Genomic DNA, 17,078 nt, shown 5'->3' with positions numbered 1-17,078 from the left:
GCTGACTGCGCAGCAGTTCACGTTGAAGCGTGCAGACGCTGCCGGCACAAGGCTGTGCCGGCACTGAAGCGTTCATCAAGGCGGGCTCATCAGCCGTGCCGGATGCTCATTCGCCGATGTCTTCGTTCCAGATTTCCGGATGTTGCGCAATGAAACCGCCCAGCAGGTCGACGCATTCCTGGCTGTCCAGGTCGATCACGTTGACGCCGTTCTCGCGCAGCCAGTCGATGCCGCCCTGGAAGGTGCGCGACTCGCCCACCACCACCGTGCCGATGTTGAACTGCCGCACCAGGCCCGAGCAGTACCAGCACGGAGCCAGGGTCGTGACCATGATGGTGTCCTGGTAGCGGCGCTGGCGGCCGGCCTTGCGGAAGGCATCGGTCTCGCCATGCACGGACGGATCGCCTTCCTGCACGCGGCGGTTGTGGCCGCAGCCGAGCAGGCGGCCGTCGTTGTGGTACAGCGCCGCGCCGATCGGCACGCCACCTTCGGCCAGCCCCTGGCGGGCTTCGGCAATGGCGGTCTGCAGCAGGGCCTGGTAGTCGGGCGTGGTGATCATGCGGGGCTCCGGTAGGTCGTGGGGCGCCATGATACGGCCAGCGTTCCCCGCAGGGGCCCGGCGGTGCGATAATCGGGGCATGAGCGAATCCCCCTACAAATCCGGTACCACCCATTTCGGGTTCCGCGACGTTGACGCCAAGGACAAGCAGAAGCTGGTCGGTCAGGTGTTCACGTCGGTCGCGCGCAACTACGACCTGATGAACGACCTGATGAGCATGGGCGTGCACCGGGCATGGAAGCGCTACTACGTAGCCACCGCGCAGGTGAAGCCGGGTGACCGCGTGCTCGACCTGGCCGGTGGCACCGGCGATATCGCCGCGCTGCTGAAGGAGCGGGTTGGCGCCGAAGGTTCAGTGGTGCTGGGCGACATCAACGCCGGCATGCTGTCGGTCGGCCGTGACCGCCTGACCAACCGCGGCCTGGTGCTCGGCCTGGACTACGTGCAGTGCAACGCCGAAGCCCTGCCGTTCCCGGACAACAGCTTCGATCTGGTGACCATCGCCTTTGGTCTGCGCAACGTGACCGACAAGGACGCGGGCCTGCGCGAGATGTACCGCGTGCTGAAGGTGGGTGGCCAGGCCCGCGTGCTGGAGTTCTCCGAAGTCACTGCGGACTGGTTCAAGCCGATCTACGACTTCCACTCGTTCAAGATCCTGCCGAAGCTGGGCAAGCTGTTCGCCAACGATTCGGACAGCTACCAGTACCTGGCCGAGAGCATCCGCAAGCATCCGCCGCAGGAAGAGCTGAAGGCGATGATGGGTCAGGCGGGCTTCGAGCGCTGCCACTACAAGAACCTGACCGGCGGCATCGTTTCGATCCACTCCGGCTACAAGCTGTAAAGCGTTGGGGGCCGCCGGGCATGGCCCGGCGCTACCTGTTCTGGTAGATGCCAACCTTGGTTGGCACACGCCCGCACCGGGCGCTGACAAATCCGTGCCAACCAAGGTTGGCATCTACCGGGCCATCGCGGGGCTGGCCATTACCCCGCACCGCGCAACGCCTGCAGGGCCGGAGGGAGGTACCATTGGGGTTTGATCCCCGTAACGGTCCCGATTCATGCGCAATCCGCTGATGCTCCTTCCGCTGGCCGTGGCCCTGGCCGCCGGCTGCTCCCAGGAGGCGGCCGCCCCCGCCGCCGCCCCGACTGCCCAGAAGGCTCCCGCCGCCCCCGTGAACGCCGAAAACCGCAGCCACGATGAAAGCTCGTACGCCGAGCCGGACAAGGTCGTCGTCAAGGACATCGCGCTGGATCTGAAGCTGGACTTCGACCAGAAGCAGATCGGCGGCACCGCCACCTACACCCTGGAATGGAAGCAGAAGGATGCCAAGCAGCTGGTGCTGGACACCCGCGAGCTGAGCATCGCCAAGGTCGAAGCGATCGCCGCCGACGGCGCGCGCAGCCCGCTGCAGTTCGTGCTGGCCCCGGTGGACAAGGTGTTCGGCAGCAAGCTGACCATCGAAACCCCGGACCAGCCGGGCAAGGTCGAGGTGACCTACCACACCGCACCGACCGCGTCGGGCCTGCAGTGGCTGGCGCCGTCGATGACCGAGGGCAAGAAGCTGCCCTTCATGTTCAGCCAGTCGCAGGCGATCCACGCCCGTTCCTGGGTGCCGCTGCAGGACACCCCGAGCGTGCGCTTCACCTACAGCGCGCACGTGGTCTCGCGCCCGGACGTGATGGTGCTGATGAGCGCCGACAACGATCCCAAGGCCGCGCGTGACGGTGACTACACCTTCAAGATGCCGCAGCCGATTCCGTCCTACCTGCTGGCCATCGCGGCCGGCGACCTGGTGTTCGAGCCGATCTCCGGCCGTTCCGGCGTCTGGGCCGAGCCGACCATGGTCAACAAGGCGGCCAAGGAATTCGAAGACACCGAGAAGATGATCGGTGCTGCCGAAAAGCTGTACGGCGAATACCGCTGGGGCCGCTACGACATGCTGGTGCTGCCGCCGTCGTTCCCGTTCGGCGGCATGGAAAACCCGCGCCTGACCTTCGCCACCCCGACCGTGATCGTCGGCGACAAGTCGCTGGTCTCGCTGGTCGCCCATGAACTGGCGCACAGCTGGTCGGGCAACCTGGTGACCAACGCCAGCTGGAAGGACATCTGGCTCAACGAAGGCTTCACCACCTACGTCCAGGGCCGCATCACCGAAGCCCTGTACGGCAAGGAGATGGCCGAGATGGAAAAGCAGATCGACCAGACCGATCTGCTGGCCGAAGTGAAGGACATGAGCCCGGCCGACCAGGCGCTGGCGCTGCCGCCGCTGAACGAGCGTGACCCGGACGAAGCCCTGAGCCAGGTGGCCTACGTCAAGGGTTCGTGGTTCCTGGAATTCCTGGAACAGCGCTTCGGCCGCGAAACCTTCGATCCGTTCCTGCGCGGCTGGTTCGATGACCACGCCTTCCAGAGCGCGAATACCGACCAGTTCGTCGAGTACCTGAAGAAGAACCTGCTGCCGAAGAATCCGTCGGCGGTCACCGAGGCCGAACTGAAGGCGTGGCTGGACGAGCCGGGCATTCCGTCGTTCGCGGCCAAGGCGCAGTCGCGCAACTTCAGCAGCGTGGATACCGCGCGTATCGCTTTTGCCAGCGCCGGCACCGTGCCGAGCAGCCAGGTGATCGCCGAGTGGAGCACCCAGGAGTGGGTCCGCTTCATCGACGGCCTGGGCGCCACCCAGCCGCTGGACAAGCTGGCCACGCTGGACAAGGCCTTCCACTTCACCGGCACCCCGAATGGCGAGATCGCCATGCGCTGGTACCCGCTGACCATCCGCAGCGGTTACGAGCAGGCCAATGAAGCGGCGGCTGCGTTCATCGAGCGTGTCGGTCGTCGCAAGCTGATCCTGCCGATCTACGCCGAACTGGTGAAGACCCCGAAGGGTCTGGAGCTGGCCAAGCGGGCGTTCGAGAAGGCCAAGCCGGGCTACCACCCGATCACCACCGCCTCGGTGCAGGACATGCTGGCCAAGGCTGAAGCAAAGTAAACGGGAGTGTCGGCCGCTGGCCGGCAACCAGGCACTGCTTCATCGGCAACGGCGGGGAAACCCGCCGTTGCTGTATCCGCTTTTCGCTGCCGATAGAATCGGCATGCACCCGTAAAGGACTCCGCCATGAAACGACTGATCCTGCTCACCGCCTGCACCCTGGCCCTGGCCGCCTGCAGCAACCCCGAGGAAGAACGCAAGGCGCAGGAGGCCGCCGCTGCCGCCGTACAGGCGCAGAAGGAAGCCAAGGCCGAAGACGTGGCCAAGCAGTACGACACGGCCGTGGCCGCGCAGGACTGGGAGCGCGCGCGCCTGCATGGCGCCTCGCTGCTGGATCAGTACAAGGACACCGCCGCCGCCGAGCGCATCGCCGCCGGCTTCGACGAGGTCAAGGCCAAGGGCGACGCCGCGCGCGACCTGCGCCGCATGCAGGGGCTGTGGCAGTACAACCAGATTCCGGTCGGCAGCAAGGGCAACCAGGTGTCGGCACAGATCTTCAGCAAGGAACGGGTGGATGTGGATGGCAGCGGCGCCAAGCCAGTGCAGCTGGTGTTCCGCGATCATCCCGAATGGAAGCGTCATGCCTACCTGGTGCTGCAGGCCGGCGATTTCCGCTGCCCGCAGTGCACGGTGAAGGTCACGGTGGACGATGGCAAACCGATCTCCATGGCGGCATGGCGGCCAAAGACCGACGAGGCGATCGCCATGTTCATCACCGACCAGAAGGCGCTGTGGAAGCTGGCAGCCAAGGGCAAGTCGATCAGCATCGAATTTCCGGTCAAGGCCGGTGGCACGCGCACGGCCGTTTTCGAGACCGGTGGCGTGGATGCCAGCCGCATGCCGGCGTGGTGGCATTGACCATGGATGCACAGGTGGCGGCGCCGGCGCTGTCGACGATCCGCCACTGGGTGTTCGACATGGACGGCACGCTGACCGTGGCGGTGCATGATTTCGCGCGGATCAAGCGCGAACTGGCGATTCCGCAGGAGGATGACATCCTCACCCACCTGGCCGGGTTGCCAGCTGCGGAAGCCAGCGCCAAGCATGCCTGGCTGCTGGCGCACGAGCGTGCGTTGGCCGCGGCTTCCCAGCCGGCGACGGGGGCGGTGGCGCTGGTGCGCGCGCTGCAGGGCACCGGCTGCCGTCTGGGCATCCTGACCCGCAACGTGCGCAGCCTGGCGCAGGTCACCCTGCAGGCGATCGGACTGGGTGACGTATTTGCAGAAGACGACATCATCGGTCGCGACGAGGCCGAGCCGAAGCCCTCACCTGCCGGGCTGCAGTACTTCCTGCGGCGCTGGCAGGTGGAACCGTCGCAGGTAGTGATGGTGGGCGACTACCGCTTCGATCTGGAATGCGGCCGCGCGGCCGGCAGTCGCACGCTGCTGGTCAATGCCCCGGACAACCCGTGGCCCGGCATGGCCTGTTGGCACCTGGCCGATTGCGCGGCGGTGCTGGAGCGCTGGCGAGGCTAGCGCGGCGCCCTGTACGCGCTGTGGCGGGAATCTGGGCCCCGCCACGGCGGTCAACTCTCGACTGTCATCACAGTGTATTGTGCGAGGCCGGCTGGACGTTCTGCGAATGCCCGGCAGGGGGTGAAGCGGAGGCGGTTGGGGAACCGTCGCCGCTCACTGCCGCGGCCTGATCGAAGCCGCAGTAGGCGTTGAAGGTGCCGGCGGGTGGTCTTGCCGCGCTGGCGGTTGTGTCGGGTAACACGTTGTCCGGTGTGGCCCGCTGCCAAGGATGGGGCGTGGGTGTCCTTTGCTCCGTTTCTGGATTCCTTTCATGCTCCGAGCTGTGTGGGTGTCGCTGTACCGGCGTCTGTGTCCGATTGCCGCCTTCTTCCTGTTTGGCCTGGTCGCCCTGTCGTTGTCGCGACTGGGGTTGGCGCTGTGGCACGCCGCGCGGGTCAGTGCTGCTGACGGCTGGGCCACGGTGTTCCTGCAGGGGCTGCGGGTGGATGTGTCGACCCTGTGCCTGCTGTACGGCATCCCGGCGGTGCTGGCGCTGCTGTTGCCGCTGGAAGGACGCGTGGGCTGCGCCTGGCGCCATCTGCTGCGGTGGTGGCTGATCCTGGCCAGCGTGCTGCTGGTGTTCATGGAGCTGGCCACGCCGAGCTTCATGGCCGAATACGGCCTGCGTCCCAATCGCCTGTTCCTGGAATATCTGATCTATCCCGAAGAAGTCGGGATGACGCTGCTGCGCGGCCATCTGCTGGCCGTGGTGATCGAAGTTGCCGTGGTGGTCGTGTTGTTCTGGTCATTGCTTCGGGGGTCACGGCGCTGGGTCGGCAACAGCCCGATGGTCGCAGTCGAAGCGGGATGGCTGTGGCGGCTGCCGTTGGCGTTCCTGGTGCTGCTGCTGGCGGCGCTGGGCGTGCGTTCCAGCCTGGGTCATCGGCCCTTGAATCCGGCACTGGTGGCGTTCTCGACCGACCCGACCATCAATGCCTTGCCGCTGAATTCGCTGTACACCGTCGGCTATGCCGCGCGGCAACTGGCGACCCGCAGCGAAACCTCGCGCGTCTACGGTGACCTGCCGCTGGCCGAGGTGGTCAGCGAACTGCGCGCCAGCAGCGGCCTGCCGGCATCGGCGTATGTCTCCGACGCATTGCCGAGCCTGGCGCTGCGTCCGCCGCAGTACCAGGGCAAGCCGCGCAATCTGGTGATCGTGCTGGAAGAAAGCCTGGGCGCGCAGTTCATCGGCAGTCTCGGCGGGCGGCCGTTGTCGCCCAATTACGACCGCCTGAGCACACAGGGCTGGGCGTTCGAGCGTCTGTATGCGACCGGCACGCGTTCGGTACGCGGCATCGAGGCGGTACTGACCGGATTCCCGCCGACGCCGGCCGAATCGGTGGTCAAGCTGCCCGCCAGCCGCCAGCGCTTTTTCACCCTGGCCGATGTGCTGGGGCGGCATGGCTACGACACCGGCTTCTATTACGGCGGCGAAAGCCACTTCGACAACATGCGCGAGTTTTTCCTCGCCAATGGCTTCAACCGCATCGTGGATCGCAAGGATTACCGCAAGCCGGCATTTGTCGGTTCCTGGGGCGCGTCGGATGAAGACCTGTTCGGCCAGGCCGACCAGCAGTTCCGGCAGCTGAAAGCACAGGGCAAGCCGTTCTTCGGCCTGGTGTTCACCTCCAGCAACCACGATCCGTTCGAGTTCCCGGACGGCCGCATCGACCTGTACGAGCAGCCGAAACAGACCCGCGACAACGCCGCCAAATACGCCGACTACGCGCTGGGCGAGTTCTTCCGCAAGGCGATGGCCTCACCGTACTGGGAGGACACCGTGTTCCTGGTGGTGGCTGACCATGATTCGCGGGTGTTCGGCAAGAACATGGTGCCGATCGGCAATTTCCATATTCCCGGGTTGATCCTCGGCGGTGGCATCGAGGCGCGCCGCGATACCCGCATCGTCAGCCAGATCGATCTGCCGCCGACGCTGCTGTCACTGCTGGGCATTGCCGATCCGACCCCGACGGTGGGGCAGGACCTGACCGACCTGCAGCGGCTGCAGCCGGGGCGCGCGCTGATGCAGTACGACCGCAATCTGGCGTGGATGGAGGGCAACGATGTGGCCATCCTGCAGCCGGACAAGCCCGCGCAGGGCTTCCGCTACGACCCGGCCAGCGACCAGCTGCAGCCGCAGGTACTGCGGCCGGAACTGGCACGGCGCGCACATGCCTACGCGATGTGGGGCACGCTGGCCTACGAAAAAGAGCTGTACCGCTTGCCGGAGAAGGCCAAGCCCTGAGCTGGGGGTAGCGCCGGGCCATGCCCGGCGAGCGCGCAGCGCGGGCTGCATGCGGAGTTGAAGATGTCTGGTCGGAAAGCCGCCGGGCGTGGCCCGGCGCTACCAGAGCGGTGCCGGCCGCTGGCCGGCAGTGTCGACCAAGGTCGACACCTACCAGGGCGCAGCGTGTCGACCAAGGTCGACACTCACCGAGCGGGTGCACGGGCAGTTCGGTTACACGCTCAGCGCGTAACCAAACTGCTGCTTGAACTGCTCGTTGAACTCATCGAAGGTGAAGCGCTGGTTCTGGGTGCCCGGGTGCTCGACCTTCAGCGCGCCCATCAGGTTGCCCATGCGGCCGATGGTCAGCCAGTCGAAGCCCTTCTGGATGCCGTAGATCAGGCCGGCGCGGAAGGCGTCGCCACAGCCGGTCGGATCGACCACGCGGCGCTCGTGCGCCGGCGGGATGTCGTAGCTCTTTTCCGGGGTGTGGATCACCGCGCCCTTCGGGCCGCGAGTGGTGATGTAGGCCTTGACCCGGCTGACGATCTCTTTTTCGTTCCAGCCGGTGCGTTCCTGCAGCAGGTTCGACTCATAGTCGTTGACCACCACGTAATCGGCCTGCTCGATGAACTCGCGCAGTTCCGGGCCGTTGAACAGCGGCATCGCCTGGCCCGGGTCGAAGATGAACGGCACGCCGTCTTCGTGGAATTCCAGCGCGTTCTGGATCATGCCTTCGCGGCCGTCCGGGCCGACCAGGCCGAGGCTGACGCCCGGCACGTCGCGCACGTGGTTTTCGTAGGAACGCATCATCGCGCCCGGGTGGAAGGCGGTGATCTGGTTGTTGTCGTGGTCGGTGGTGATGAACGCCTGCGGGGTGAACAGCTCATCGATCACGCGCACGCGGGTGAGGTCGATGCCCAGGGCATCGAAGTGCTCGCGGTACGGGCCGAAGTCCGAACCCACCGTGCCCATCGGGATCGGATCGCCACCCAGCAGGTGCAGGTTGTAGGCGATGTTGCCGGCGCAGCCGCCGAACTCGCGGCGCATGCGCGGCACCAGGAACGACACGTTCAGGATGTGCACCTTGTCCGGCAGGATGTGATTCTTGAACTGGTCCGGGAACACCATGATGGTGTCGAAGGCAAGAGAACCACAGATCAGAGCGGACATCGATGTAAGCCTATGCGGTGAATTTTGGGATGGGCCGGCCCACTTCGGCAGGCAAGCAAACGGCGCCCTTGGGCGCCCGACGGCGCAAAGGTTACCCGCTGGTGCCGCTCAGGGCCAGAACCGGGTGATGCCCGATCAGGCCGAAAGCCTGTGAAGGCGCGGGTTCAGCTGGATTTCTCCTTGCTCGGCGGCAGGCAGGTTGCTAGGCTTGTCGACCTCGATTTCTGCCCATTTTTTCGCCATCCCGCGTTGGGCGCGACACCCCTCAGGATCAACTCCCAGATGTTCAAGAAACTGCGCGGCATGTTCTCCAATGACCTGTCCATCGACCTGGGCACGGCCAACACCCTCATCTATGTGCGTGGGCAGGGAATCGTGCTGAACGAACCGTCCGTGGTCGCAGTGCGCCAGGATCGCGCCATTGGTGGTACCCGGTCGGTGGCAGCCGTTGGCGCCGAGGCCAAGCAGATGCTCGGCCGTACCCCGGGCCACATCACCACCATCCGCCCGATGAAGGACGGCGTCATCGCCGACTTCACCTACACCGAGGCGATGCTCAAGCACTTCATCAAGAAGGTGCACAAGTCGCGCTTCCTGCGCCCGAGCCCGCGCGTGCTGGTCTGCGTGCCGGCCGGCTCGACCCAGGTCGAGCGCCGCGCCATCAAGGAATCGGCCGAGGAGGCCGGTGCCCGTGACGTGTTCCTGATCGAAGAGCCGATGGCGGCCGCGATCGGCGCCGGCATGCCGGTCACCGAGGCCCGTGGCTCGATGGTCATCGACATCGGCGGCGGCACCACCGAAGTGGCGGTGATCTCGCTCAACGGCATCGTCTATTCCGCTTCGGTGCGCATCGGCGGTGACCGCTTCGACGAATCGATCACCAACTACGTGCGCCGCAACCACGGCATGCTGATCGGTGAAGCCACCGCCGAGCGCATCAAGGTCGAACTGGGCTGCGCCTACCCGCAGGCGGAAGCGATCGAGATGGAAATCTCCGGCCGCAACCTCGCCGAGGGCGTGCCGAAGATGATCAAGATCAGCTCCAACGAAGTGCTTGAAGCGCTGCACGAGCCGCTGTCGGGCATTGTCAGTGCGGTCAAGCTGGCACTGGAACAGACCCCGCCGGAACTGTGCGCCGACGTCGCCGAGCGCGGCATCGTGCTGACCGGTGGCGGCGCCCTGCTGCGCGACATGGACCGCCTGATTTCCGAGGAAACCGGTCTGCACGTGCAGGTGGCTGACGACCCGCTGACCTGCGTGGCCCGCGGTGGCGGTCGTGCGCTGGAACTGGTCGACATGCACGGCAACGAGTTCTTTGCGCCGGAATAAGCCGTCCCGGCTGCCTGCGCCCGCAGCGCCCCTCCGGGGTGCGGCCCGCCACATCGGCGGGTCGGCACCGGCGGGGCGCCCGCGTGTTTCCCTTCCGCCTTCTGCCAGTTGAATCGCTGCCGTGCCGCCCTACGCCGGACCTCCCGTCGCTTCCCGATCCGGTGATGCCGCCAGCCCGCTGCGGCTGCTGGCCTATCTCGCACTGGCAATCACCTTGATCGTCCTCGACGACCAGGCCGGCTGGCTGGCGCGTCTGCGCGAGCAGGCCAACAGCCTGGTGCAGCCGGTGTGGGCCCTGGCCGGCCTGCCCGGCAAGCTCGGCGGGCAGGTGCGGGATACCGCCGCAAGCCACGGCCAGCTGGTGACCGAGAACCGCGAACTGCGCAACCAGCTGCTGCTGGCCAACGCCCGCCTGACCCGCCTGCAGACCGCCGCGCTGGACAACGCGCAGCTGCGCGAACTGCTGAACGTGGCCGAGCGCAGTGGCCTGGACGTGCAGCTGGCGCCGATCCTGGATATCGACCTGGACCCGGTCAAACAGCGCCTGGTGCTGGACGCCGGCAGCCGCGAAGGCGTGCACGTCGGCCAGGCGGTGATCGATTCCGGCGGCCTGATGGGCCAGGTGATCAGCGTGACCGCGGGCAGCTCCACCGTGCTGTTGCTGACCGATCCCGACCACGCGGTGCCGGTGACCGTGGCCCGCAATGGCGTGCGCCTGATCGTCTACGGCCGCGGCGACAAGCTGGAACTGCGCGACATTCCGCTCAGCGCCGGCGTGGAAGTGGGCGATGAGATCGTCACCTCCGGCCTTGGCGGCCGCTTCCCGGCGGGATTCCCGGTCGGCACCATCACCGCGCTGCGTCCGGACGATACCCATGCCTTCCTGGTGGGCGAACTGAAACCGGCCGCGCAGCTTGATCGCGGCCGCGACGTGCTTCTGCTGCGCCCCGGCGCAGCGATCCGTATTCCGCCGAACCTGCGCCTGCAGATGGAACAGGCCGCTCCCGGTGGCCCGGCCGATGCCCCGGCGCTGCCGACCGGCGCCGCGCCGACGGCGCCTTCGACGACGCAGCCCACCCCGGTAGTGCCGACCGCTGGCCGGCAACCGTCCTCGTCTGCGACGAGGTCGGCAGCCCCCGCATCCTCCCTTGACCCGGCGCCTTCGGCGCGCCCCCTTGAGCCGACTGCACCTTCGGCGCAACCGGCCCGCGCATCTTCCCTTACCCCCGCGCCTTTGGCGCGCCCCCCTCAACAAGAGGGGGGCTCTCCCCCAGCCAGCTCCACGGTAGTGCCGGCCGCTGGCCGGCAACCGCAGCAAACTCAGCCGCAGCCGGAGGCGCAACGATGAGCCGCCTTCGCGACAACCGCTGGGTGCTGCCGGCCAGCGTGGTGGTAGCCCTGCTGCTGGGCCTGCTGCCGTTGCCGGCGCTGCTGCAGCCGCTGCGTCCGTATTGGCTGGCTCTGGTGCTGGCCTACTGGGTGATCGAAGCGCCCGAGCGCGTCGGTCTCGGCATCGCCTTCGCCAGCGGCGTCGTCGCCGACCTGCTGTATGGCGGCGTGCTGGGCGAACAGGCGCTGCGGCTGGTGATGCTGGCCTTCATCCTGCAGCGCTTCCGCGCGCGCATCCGCTTCTTCCCGATGTCGCAGCAGATGCTGGCCATCGGCGGCCTGCTGTTCAACGACCGCATCGTCAGCGCGCTGGTCCACATCCTGGTGGGCGAACCGACGCTGCCGTGGTCGTACTGGTGGGCACCGCTGCTCGGCATGGGCCTGTGGCCGCTGGTGTTCGTGCTGCTGGATGCGGTGCGCTTCGGCAAGCGCGGGCGCTGAGCCATGCTGCCGCGCCGCCAGGTCAAGAATCCGCACGCCGAAGCCGAACAGTTCCGGCGTCGCGCGGCGCTGGGTTTCTTCGGCGTGCTGGTCTGCCTGCTGGGCCTGGGCGGCTGGTACTTCAAGCTGCAGGTGCTGGACCACGACATCTACGCCACCCGCTCCGAAGCCAACCGCATCAAGCCGCGGCCGGTGGTGCCCGGGCGCGGCATGATCTATGACCGCAACGGCCGGCTGCTGGCCGAGAACGTGCCGGCGTTCCGCCTGGATGTGACCCCGGACAAGGTCAAGGACATGGATGCCACCCTGGAAGGGCTGGCGAAGATCATCCAGATCAGCCCGGAAGAACTGGAAGCGTTCAACAAGTCGCGCAAGGCGCGCCGCAAGTTCCTGCCGGTCACGCTGAAGCTGCGCATGAGCGATGAGGAAATGGCGCGCTTCGCCGTGGACCGCTGGCGCTTTCCCGGCGTCGAGCTGGAACCGTACCTGACCCGTCGCTATCCCTATGGCGACCTGTTCGCGCACATCATCGGCTACGTCGGCCGCGTGGACGACAAGGATCTGGAGATCCTCGGCGAAGGCAATGCCGCGCTGACCCACATCGGCAAGTCCGGCCTGGAGCGTTATTACGAGCAGGAGCTGCGCGGCAAGGTCGGCTACGAGCAGGTCGAGACCAACGTGCAGGGCCGCGCGATCCGCACCATCGGCCGTGTTGCCGCGCAATCCGGCGCCGACCTGCGGCTGTCGATCGACGCCGACCTGCAGCGGGCGATGGTGGCCGCCTTCGGTGAGCAGGAAGGCTCGGCCGTGGCGATGGACCCGCGAACCGGTGAAGTGCTGGCAATGGTCAGCCTGCCGTCCTACGACCCGAACCTGTTCGTCAACGGTATCTCGCATGCTGATTTCAAGGCGCTGAACGACAACCCGTCGCGCCCGCAGTTCAATCGACTGGTACTCGGCGGCGTCGCTCCCGGTTCGACCCTGAAGCCGCTGATCGGCCTGGCCGGCCTCGATTCGGGCGTTCGCCGCCCGGAGGACAAGGTGCTGTCGACCGGCATGTTCTACCTGCCCGGCACCTCGCGTGGCTGGGGTGACTCGCACCGTGGCGGTCACGGCTGGACCGATCTGCGCAAGTCCATCGCGCAGTCGGTCAATACGTATTACTACCGGCTGGCATTGGACCTGGGCATCGAGCGGTTCGACCATTACATGGAGTACTACGGCTTCGGCCAGCCGACCGGCATCGATCTGACCGGCGAGATCTCCGGCATCCTGCCGTCGCCGGCCTACAAGCGGAAGAGCCGCAAGGAAGCCTGGTATCCCGGCGACACGGTGAACATCAGCATCGGCCAGGGCGACTGGAAGGTCACCCCGCTGCAGCTGGCCCGCGGTGTCAGCGGCCTGGCCAATGGCCAGCTGCGCACGCCGCATCTGGTGATGCAGCAGCGTGCGGGTTTCGACAGCGACTGGGTGGCGGCGGAGCCCGGCCCGAGCAAGCCGGTCAGCCCCAACCCGAACAATCTTCAGGCGGTGCGCGAAGGCATGATGGCCACCATGCTTCCCGGCGGCAGCGCCGCACGCATGGCGGCCGGCGCGCCGTACACGATGGCGGGCAAGACCGGTACCGCGCAGGTCGTCAGCCGCAAGGGCACGGCTGCGGTCAATCCCAGAAGCCTGCCGATGCACCTGCGCCACCGTGCGCTGTTCGTCGGCTTCGCGCCGGCCGAACAGCCGGTGATCGCGCTGGCCATCGCCGTGGAAGGCGGCGGTTACGGTGGCGCAGCAGCGGCACCGATCGCGCGCAAGATCTTCGATGCCTGGCTGCTGGGCAAGATGCCTGAAGGCATGCAGTCGCTGGACAGCGAACGCGGCACCACCGCCATCGGCATCACCGCCTTCGACAACGAGGACGTGAACGCGCGCCCGGCCGGTGACGCCGCTGCCGCCGAGCTGGGCGAGCACCCGGTGCTGATCGGCATGCCTGCACCGCCACCGACGCCAGCCCCGGTTCCGGGTTCACCGTCTGCTGCGGCCATGCCTGCCGGTCCTCGCCCGACTGTCGCGGCGGAGGCCAGCCGATGAGCGCGTTCCTGCGGTGGGCCGGCGAAATGCTGCAGCGGTTCTTCAGCAGCCTCGACTGGGTGCTGTGCCTGGCCCTGGGCGCGCTGATGGTGATCGGTCTGGCAACGTTGAAGAGTGCTGGCGGCGATGGCCTGGTGATGGCGCAGGGCGTGCGTTTTGCCGTGGGCCTGGCGGCGATGTGGGGCATCTCGCGGGTGCCGATCCTGCGCATCCGCTCGGCGACGCCGCTGATCTATGCCATCTCGATGATTCCGTTGCTGGCGGTGTTCGTGCTGGGCACGGGCAAGTACGGCCGGCAGTGGCTGGACCTGAAGTTCTTCTACCTGCAGCCGGCCGAGCTGCTCAAGGTCAGCCTGCCGATGATGGTGGCCTGGTACCTGCACAAGATGCCGCTGCCGCCGCGCTTCAACACGGTGCTGGTGGCGATGGTGATCATCGGCGTGCCGACCGGGCTGGTGATGCTGCAGCCGGACTTCGGCACCGGCGTGCTGATCGCCGCCAGTGGTGTGTTCGTGCTGCTGCTGGCCGGCCTGCCGTGGTGGTGGGTGGGGCTGGGCGTGGGCGGTGTGGCCGCGGTGGCACCCGTCGCCTGGTTCTGGTTGCTGCGGCCGTACCAGAAGGACCGCATCATGATGTTCCTGGACCCGGAAATGGACGCGCTGGGTGCGGGCTGGAACATCATCCAGTCGAAGATCGCCATTGGTTCAGGCGGATTCGATGGCAAGGGCTGGGGCGAAGGCTCGCAGTCGCACCTGAATTTCATTCCCGAGCAGACCACCGACTTTGCGTTCTCGGTGCTGAGCGAGGAGTTCGGCTGGATCGGCGTGGCGCTGGTGCTGGTGCTGTATCTGGTGGTGATCGGGCGCTGCCTGTGGATCGCCAGCCAGTCGCGCGATTCGTACTCGCGGTTGCTGGCCGGTGCCACGGGTCTGGCGTTCTTCGTCTATGTGCTGGTGAACGGCGGGATGATCTCGGGCCTGCTGCCGGTGGTGGGCGTGCCGATGCCGTTGATCAGCTACGGCGGTACGTCGGCGGTGTCGCTGCTGGCCGGGTTCGGGTTGGTGATGGCGGTGCGTCGTCACAATCCGGTGCATGGCGGGTATGGGTAGTTTCCAGCCATCGGCGCAGCCCCTCGTGGGTGGTTGCTGAAAGCAACAGCCGTGGTTGGCCGGGCGGGGTGGACTGCGCAGGGGGCGCTGCAAGTACGTCCATGTAAGCTCGGTCGCCGCATCCATGCGGCTCACGCCCCTGCGCAGCCCACCCCGCCCGGCTTCGACAGTTTCCTGCGGTGGCCACCCACGCAAAGAGAAAAAAGCAGAGCAGAAGCGGGTCGCTTCGCTCTTTGTAGTGCCGAGCCATGCTCGGCTCAGGGCCGGCATGCGCGCGTGGGCTCAGCTCTACAGGCGCGTGCGCTTTACGCGGCCTGCAACTGCACATCCACATATTCCGACAGGCCTCGGCAGGCCAGCAGCAGACCTTCGCGGGCGTCATCGCCCAGTTGCTGCGTGTCGTCGCCGTCCACGCGCACGCGTTCGGTGGCGTGCAGCAGTTCCAGCAGGAAGGTCAGCCCGGCATTGGCGCGGTCGATGCGTGCCATCGCCATGCACTGCGCCTGCGTTCGCCCCTTGTGTGGCCACGGCTGACCATCTGCCGCTTCAACCTGGCGGATGCGCTGCAGGCAGTCCAGCAGGGTAGGGCTGCCTGGACTGTTGGCGGCCTGCGTGGCGGTGAGCGTGGTTTCCAGTGCGCGGGCGATGTCGTCCGGCAGCTGGTGGGCGGCCTCGCCCAAGGTCGCGAACAGGTATGGGTAGGTGGAAGCGGACATGGCGGCATCCTTGTGCGGTAGGCAAGGGCCACCCCGCGTGCATGCGAGGGTGGCGGACGATGCGTGGCTCCAATACCGGGGACAGACAGTTCCGGCGGGCACGAGGCCCTCCACGCACCGCCCGCCAAAGACGCACGGACGGATTGCCAGCCGACGCCACCCAACAAGGAAAGGGCGACGCCGGCCGGCAAGCGTAAACAACTGTCTGTCCTTCGGGATTGGAGTCCCGTGCCACCCGTTGTCGGTGGCACTACATGATGTGCACGGGGGCCCTGCGGCTCCAATCAGAATTGTTTGAAACCCGGAAAATCCGCAGGCCAAAGGCATCCGCCACGCGCGGTGTCGATAGCGACAAACAGCGCTGACAGCTTCACGAAAGCGCCGGTTGCTACCGTGCCACGGGTGAAATGGAAACGAATGCTTGGCGGCTGCCGTGAGGCGGTCCGCACGATCGACCTGCCGTTGCTGGTCGCGTTGTTGATCCTGATGGGCGCGGGCCTGGCGGTGCTGCACAGCGTGAACGGGCCGGTGCATGGGCAGGCGATGCGCTTCGCCGGTGGCCTGGTGGCGATGTGGCTGTTGTCGCGGGTCTCGCTGCTGCGCCTGCGCGCGTGGACGCCTGCCATCTATGCGTTGTCGATGCTGCCGTTGATGGCGGTGTATGTGATCGGTACCGGTAAATACGGGCAGCGCTGGCTCAACCTCGGCGTGTTCTATCTGCAACCTTCGGAACTGCTCAAGCTCAGCCTGCCGTTGATGATGGCCTGGTATCTGCACCGTCAGCCGTTGCCGCCATCGCCGCGCACGGTGTTGACGGCAGCGGTGCTGATCGGGGTGCCAGCGGTGCTGATCCTGATGCAGCCCAATCTCGGTACCGCCACGCTGGTGACCGCCAGCGGCGTGTTTGCGTTGCTGTTGGCTGGCCTGCAGTGGCGCTGGGTGGTGGCCGGCTTGAGTGCGGTGTCGGTGGCTGCGCCGCTGGCATGGTTCGGGCTGCTGCGGCAGTACCAGAAGAACCGTGTACTGACCTTCCTGGATCCGGCCGCCGATCCCTTGGGCACCGGTTGGAACATCCTGCAATCGCGCATCGCCATCGGCTCCGGTGGCATGCAGGGACGTGGCTGGGGCCACGGCACGCAGGCGACGTTGGATTTCCTGCCCGAGTACACCACCGATTTCGCGTTCTCGGTGTTGGCCGAAGAGTTCGGCTGGATCGGCGTGGTGACGGTGTTTGCCTTGTATCTGTTCGTGGTCGGGCGCTGCCTGTCGATCGCGGTGCAGGCACGCGACACGCACGCGCGGTTGTTGGCCGGCAGCCTCGGCTTGGCGTTCTTCGTGTACGTACTGGTCAACGGCGGGATGATTTCCGGCTTGCTGCCGGTGGTGGGCATTCCGATGCCGCTGATCAGCTACGGCGGCACCTCGGCGGTGTCGTTGCTGGCCGGCATCGGTCTGGTGATGGCGGTGCGCGGGCATCGGCCGGTACACGCGTAGGTTTCCAGCCAACGGCGCAGCCCCTCGCGGGTGGCCGCTCAAAGCGATTCATCGATTGGGC

Annotated in this window: 14 protein-coding genes; 11 read left to right on the top strand and 3 right to left on the bottom strand. The window is 66.7% G+C overall.

The features are described 5' to 3' along the window. Positions 1-106: 106 nt before the first annotated feature. Positions 107-559, bottom strand: a complete 453-nt coding sequence (locus GIW57_RS08655) for a nucleoside deaminase (RefSeq protein ID WP_005411083.1) — start codon at positions 557-559, stop codon at positions 107-109. A gap of 79 nt (positions 560-638) precedes the next feature. Between GIW57_RS08655 and ubiE the strand changes: the two genes are divergently transcribed. The 5 genes from ubiE to GIW57_RS08630 all read left to right on the top strand — a co-directional run bounded on the left by ubiE (position 639) and on the right by GIW57_RS08630 (position 7,305). After that, a complete protein-coding gene (gene ubiE / locus GIW57_RS08650; RefSeq protein ID WP_032976541.1) occupies positions 639-1,400 on the top strand; it encodes a bifunctional demethylmenaquinone methyltransferase/2-methoxy-6-polyprenyl-1,4-benzoquinol methylase UbiE in 762 nt (253 codons plus the stop codon). A 217-nt stretch (positions 1,401-1,617) separates the two neighbouring features. Further along, positions 1,618-3,546 carry a M1 family metallopeptidase gene (locus GIW57_RS08645; RefSeq protein WP_236510037.1) on the top strand — a complete coding sequence of 643 codons (1,929 nt, stop codon included), beginning with the start codon at positions 1,618-1,620 and terminating at the stop codon, positions 3,544-3,546. Between the two features lie 126 nt (positions 3,547-3,672). Next, the gene (locus tag GIW57_RS08640) at positions 3,673-4,404 is read left to right on the top strand and encodes a hypothetical protein (protein WP_100462435.1); all 732 of its coding nucleotides are present in this window, start codon (positions 3,673-3,675) and stop codon (positions 4,402-4,404) included. Positions 4,405-4,406: 2 nt separating this feature from the next. Further along, a complete protein-coding gene (locus GIW57_RS08635; protein ID WP_100462438.1) occupies positions 4,407-5,021 on the top strand; it encodes an HAD family hydrolase in 615 nt (204 codons plus the stop codon). A 310-nt stretch (positions 5,022-5,331) separates the two neighbouring features. Further along, entirely contained in the window at positions 5,332-7,305 is a 1,974-nt protein-coding gene (locus GIW57_RS08630; protein ID WP_236510034.1) for an LTA synthase family protein, read from the top strand. A gap of 213 nt (positions 7,306-7,518) precedes the next feature. Here the strand turns inward: GIW57_RS08630 and GIW57_RS08625 are convergent, their stop codons facing one another. Beyond that, positions 7,519-8,457 (bottom strand): carbohydrate kinase family protein, encoded by a 939-nt coding sequence (locus GIW57_RS08625; protein ID WP_049463859.1) that lies wholly within the window; start codon positions 8,455-8,457, stop codon positions 7,519-7,521. 282 nt (positions 8,458-8,739) lie between these two features. Between GIW57_RS08625 and GIW57_RS08620 the strand changes: the two genes are divergently transcribed. From GIW57_RS08620 to rodA (GIW57_RS08600), 5 genes are all read left to right on the top strand, one after another. Then, positions 8,740-9,786, top strand: a complete 1,047-nt coding sequence (locus GIW57_RS08620) for a rod shape-determining protein (protein WP_025877255.1) — start codon at positions 8,740-8,742, stop codon at positions 9,784-9,786. 121 nt (positions 9,787-9,907) lie between these two features. Next, entirely contained in the window at positions 9,908-11,134 is a 1,227-nt protein-coding gene (gene mreC, locus GIW57_RS08615) for a rod shape-determining protein MreC (RefSeq protein ID WP_236510031.1), read from the top strand. Then, positions 11,131-11,616: a rod shape-determining protein MreD gene (gene mreD, locus GIW57_RS08610; protein ID WP_089236951.1), complete on the top strand. Its 486-nt coding sequence runs from the start codon at positions 11,131-11,133 to the stop codon at positions 11,614-11,616. Before mreC ends, mreD begins: the two co-directional genes overlap by 4 nt. Positions 11,617-11,619: 3 nt before the next feature. Next, the gene (gene mrdA, locus GIW57_RS08605; RefSeq protein ID WP_236510029.1) at positions 11,620-13,698 is read left to right on the top strand and encodes a penicillin-binding protein 2; all 2,079 of its coding nucleotides are present in this window, start codon (positions 11,620-11,622) and stop codon (positions 13,696-13,698) included. Next, on the top strand, positions 13,695-14,807 hold the full coding sequence (rodA, locus tag GIW57_RS08600) for a rod shape-determining protein RodA (protein WP_100462460.1): 1,113 nt from the start codon (positions 13,695-13,697) through the stop codon (positions 14,805-14,807). Before mrdA ends, rodA (GIW57_RS08600) begins: the two co-directional genes overlap by 4 nt. A 305-nt stretch (positions 14,808-15,112) precedes the next feature. Here the strand turns inward: rodA (GIW57_RS08600) and GIW57_RS08595 are convergent, their stop codons facing one another. Beyond that, on the bottom strand, positions 15,113-15,523 hold the full coding sequence (locus GIW57_RS08595) for a hypothetical protein (protein ID WP_100462464.1): 411 nt from the start codon (positions 15,521-15,523) through the stop codon (positions 15,113-15,115). Positions 15,524-15,940: 417 nt separating this feature from the next. Between GIW57_RS08595 and rodA (GIW57_RS08590) the strand changes: the two genes are divergently transcribed. Beyond that, positions 15,941-17,017: a rod shape-determining protein RodA gene (rodA, locus tag GIW57_RS08590; RefSeq protein ID WP_202908246.1), complete on the top strand. Its 1,077-nt coding sequence runs from the start codon at positions 15,941-15,943 to the stop codon at positions 17,015-17,017. Positions 17,018-17,078 lie beyond the last annotated feature (61 nt).

It is taken from the genome of Stenotrophomonas sp. PA-6-5C, from assembly GCF_021605635.1.
Taxonomy (GTDB): Bacteria; Pseudomonadota; Gammaproteobacteria; order Xanthomonadales; family Xanthomonadaceae; genus Stenotrophomonas; species Stenotrophomonas lactitubi.
The sequence above is the reverse complement of the archived record's forward strand: the minus strand, read 5'-3'. Positions and strand labels throughout refer to the sequence as shown.

Excerpts from the sequence above, each read along its gene's own strand:
- GIW57_RS08655 (WP_005411083.1), bottom strand. The coding sequence starts at position 559 with ATGATCACCACGCCCGACTACCAGGCCCTGCTGCAGACCGCCATTGCC.
- ubiE (WP_032976541.1), top strand. The coding sequence starts at position 639 with ATGAGCGAATCCCCCTACAAATCCGGTACCACCCATTTCGGGTTCCGC.
- GIW57_RS08645 (WP_236510037.1), top strand. The coding sequence starts at position 1,618 with ATGCGCAATCCGCTGATGCTCCTTCCGCTGGCCGTGGCCCTGGCCGCC.
- GIW57_RS08640 (WP_100462435.1), top strand. The coding sequence starts at position 3,673 with ATGAAACGACTGATCCTGCTCACCGCCTGCACCCTGGCCCTGGCCGCC.
- GIW57_RS08635 (WP_100462438.1), top strand. The coding sequence starts at position 4,407 with ATGGATGCACAGGTGGCGGCGCCGGCGCTGTCGACGATCCGCCACTGG.
- GIW57_RS08630 (WP_236510034.1), top strand. The coding sequence starts at position 5,332 with ATGCTCCGAGCTGTGTGGGTGTCGCTGTACCGGCGTCTGTGTCCGATT.
- GIW57_RS08625 (WP_049463859.1), bottom strand. The coding sequence starts at position 8,457 with ATGTCCGCTCTGATCTGTGGTTCTCTTGCCTTCGACACCATCATGGTG.
- GIW57_RS08620 (WP_025877255.1), top strand. The coding sequence starts at position 8,740 with ATGTTCAAGAAACTGCGCGGCATGTTCTCCAATGACCTGTCCATCGAC.
- mreD (WP_089236951.1), top strand. The coding sequence starts at position 11,131 with ATGAGCCGCCTTCGCGACAACCGCTGGGTGCTGCCGGCCAGCGTGGTG.
- mrdA (WP_236510029.1), top strand. The coding sequence starts at position 11,620 with ATGCTGCCGCGCCGCCAGGTCAAGAATCCGCACGCCGAAGCCGAACAG.
- rodA (WP_100462460.1), top strand. The coding sequence starts at position 13,695 with ATGAGCGCGTTCCTGCGGTGGGCCGGCGAAATGCTGCAGCGGTTCTTC.
- GIW57_RS08595 (WP_100462464.1), bottom strand. The coding sequence starts at position 15,523 with ATGTCCGCTTCCACCTACCCATACCTGTTCGCGACCTTGGGCGAGGCC.
- rodA (WP_202908246.1), top strand. The coding sequence starts at position 15,941 with ATGCTTGGCGGCTGCCGTGAGGCGGTCCGCACGATCGACCTGCCGTTG.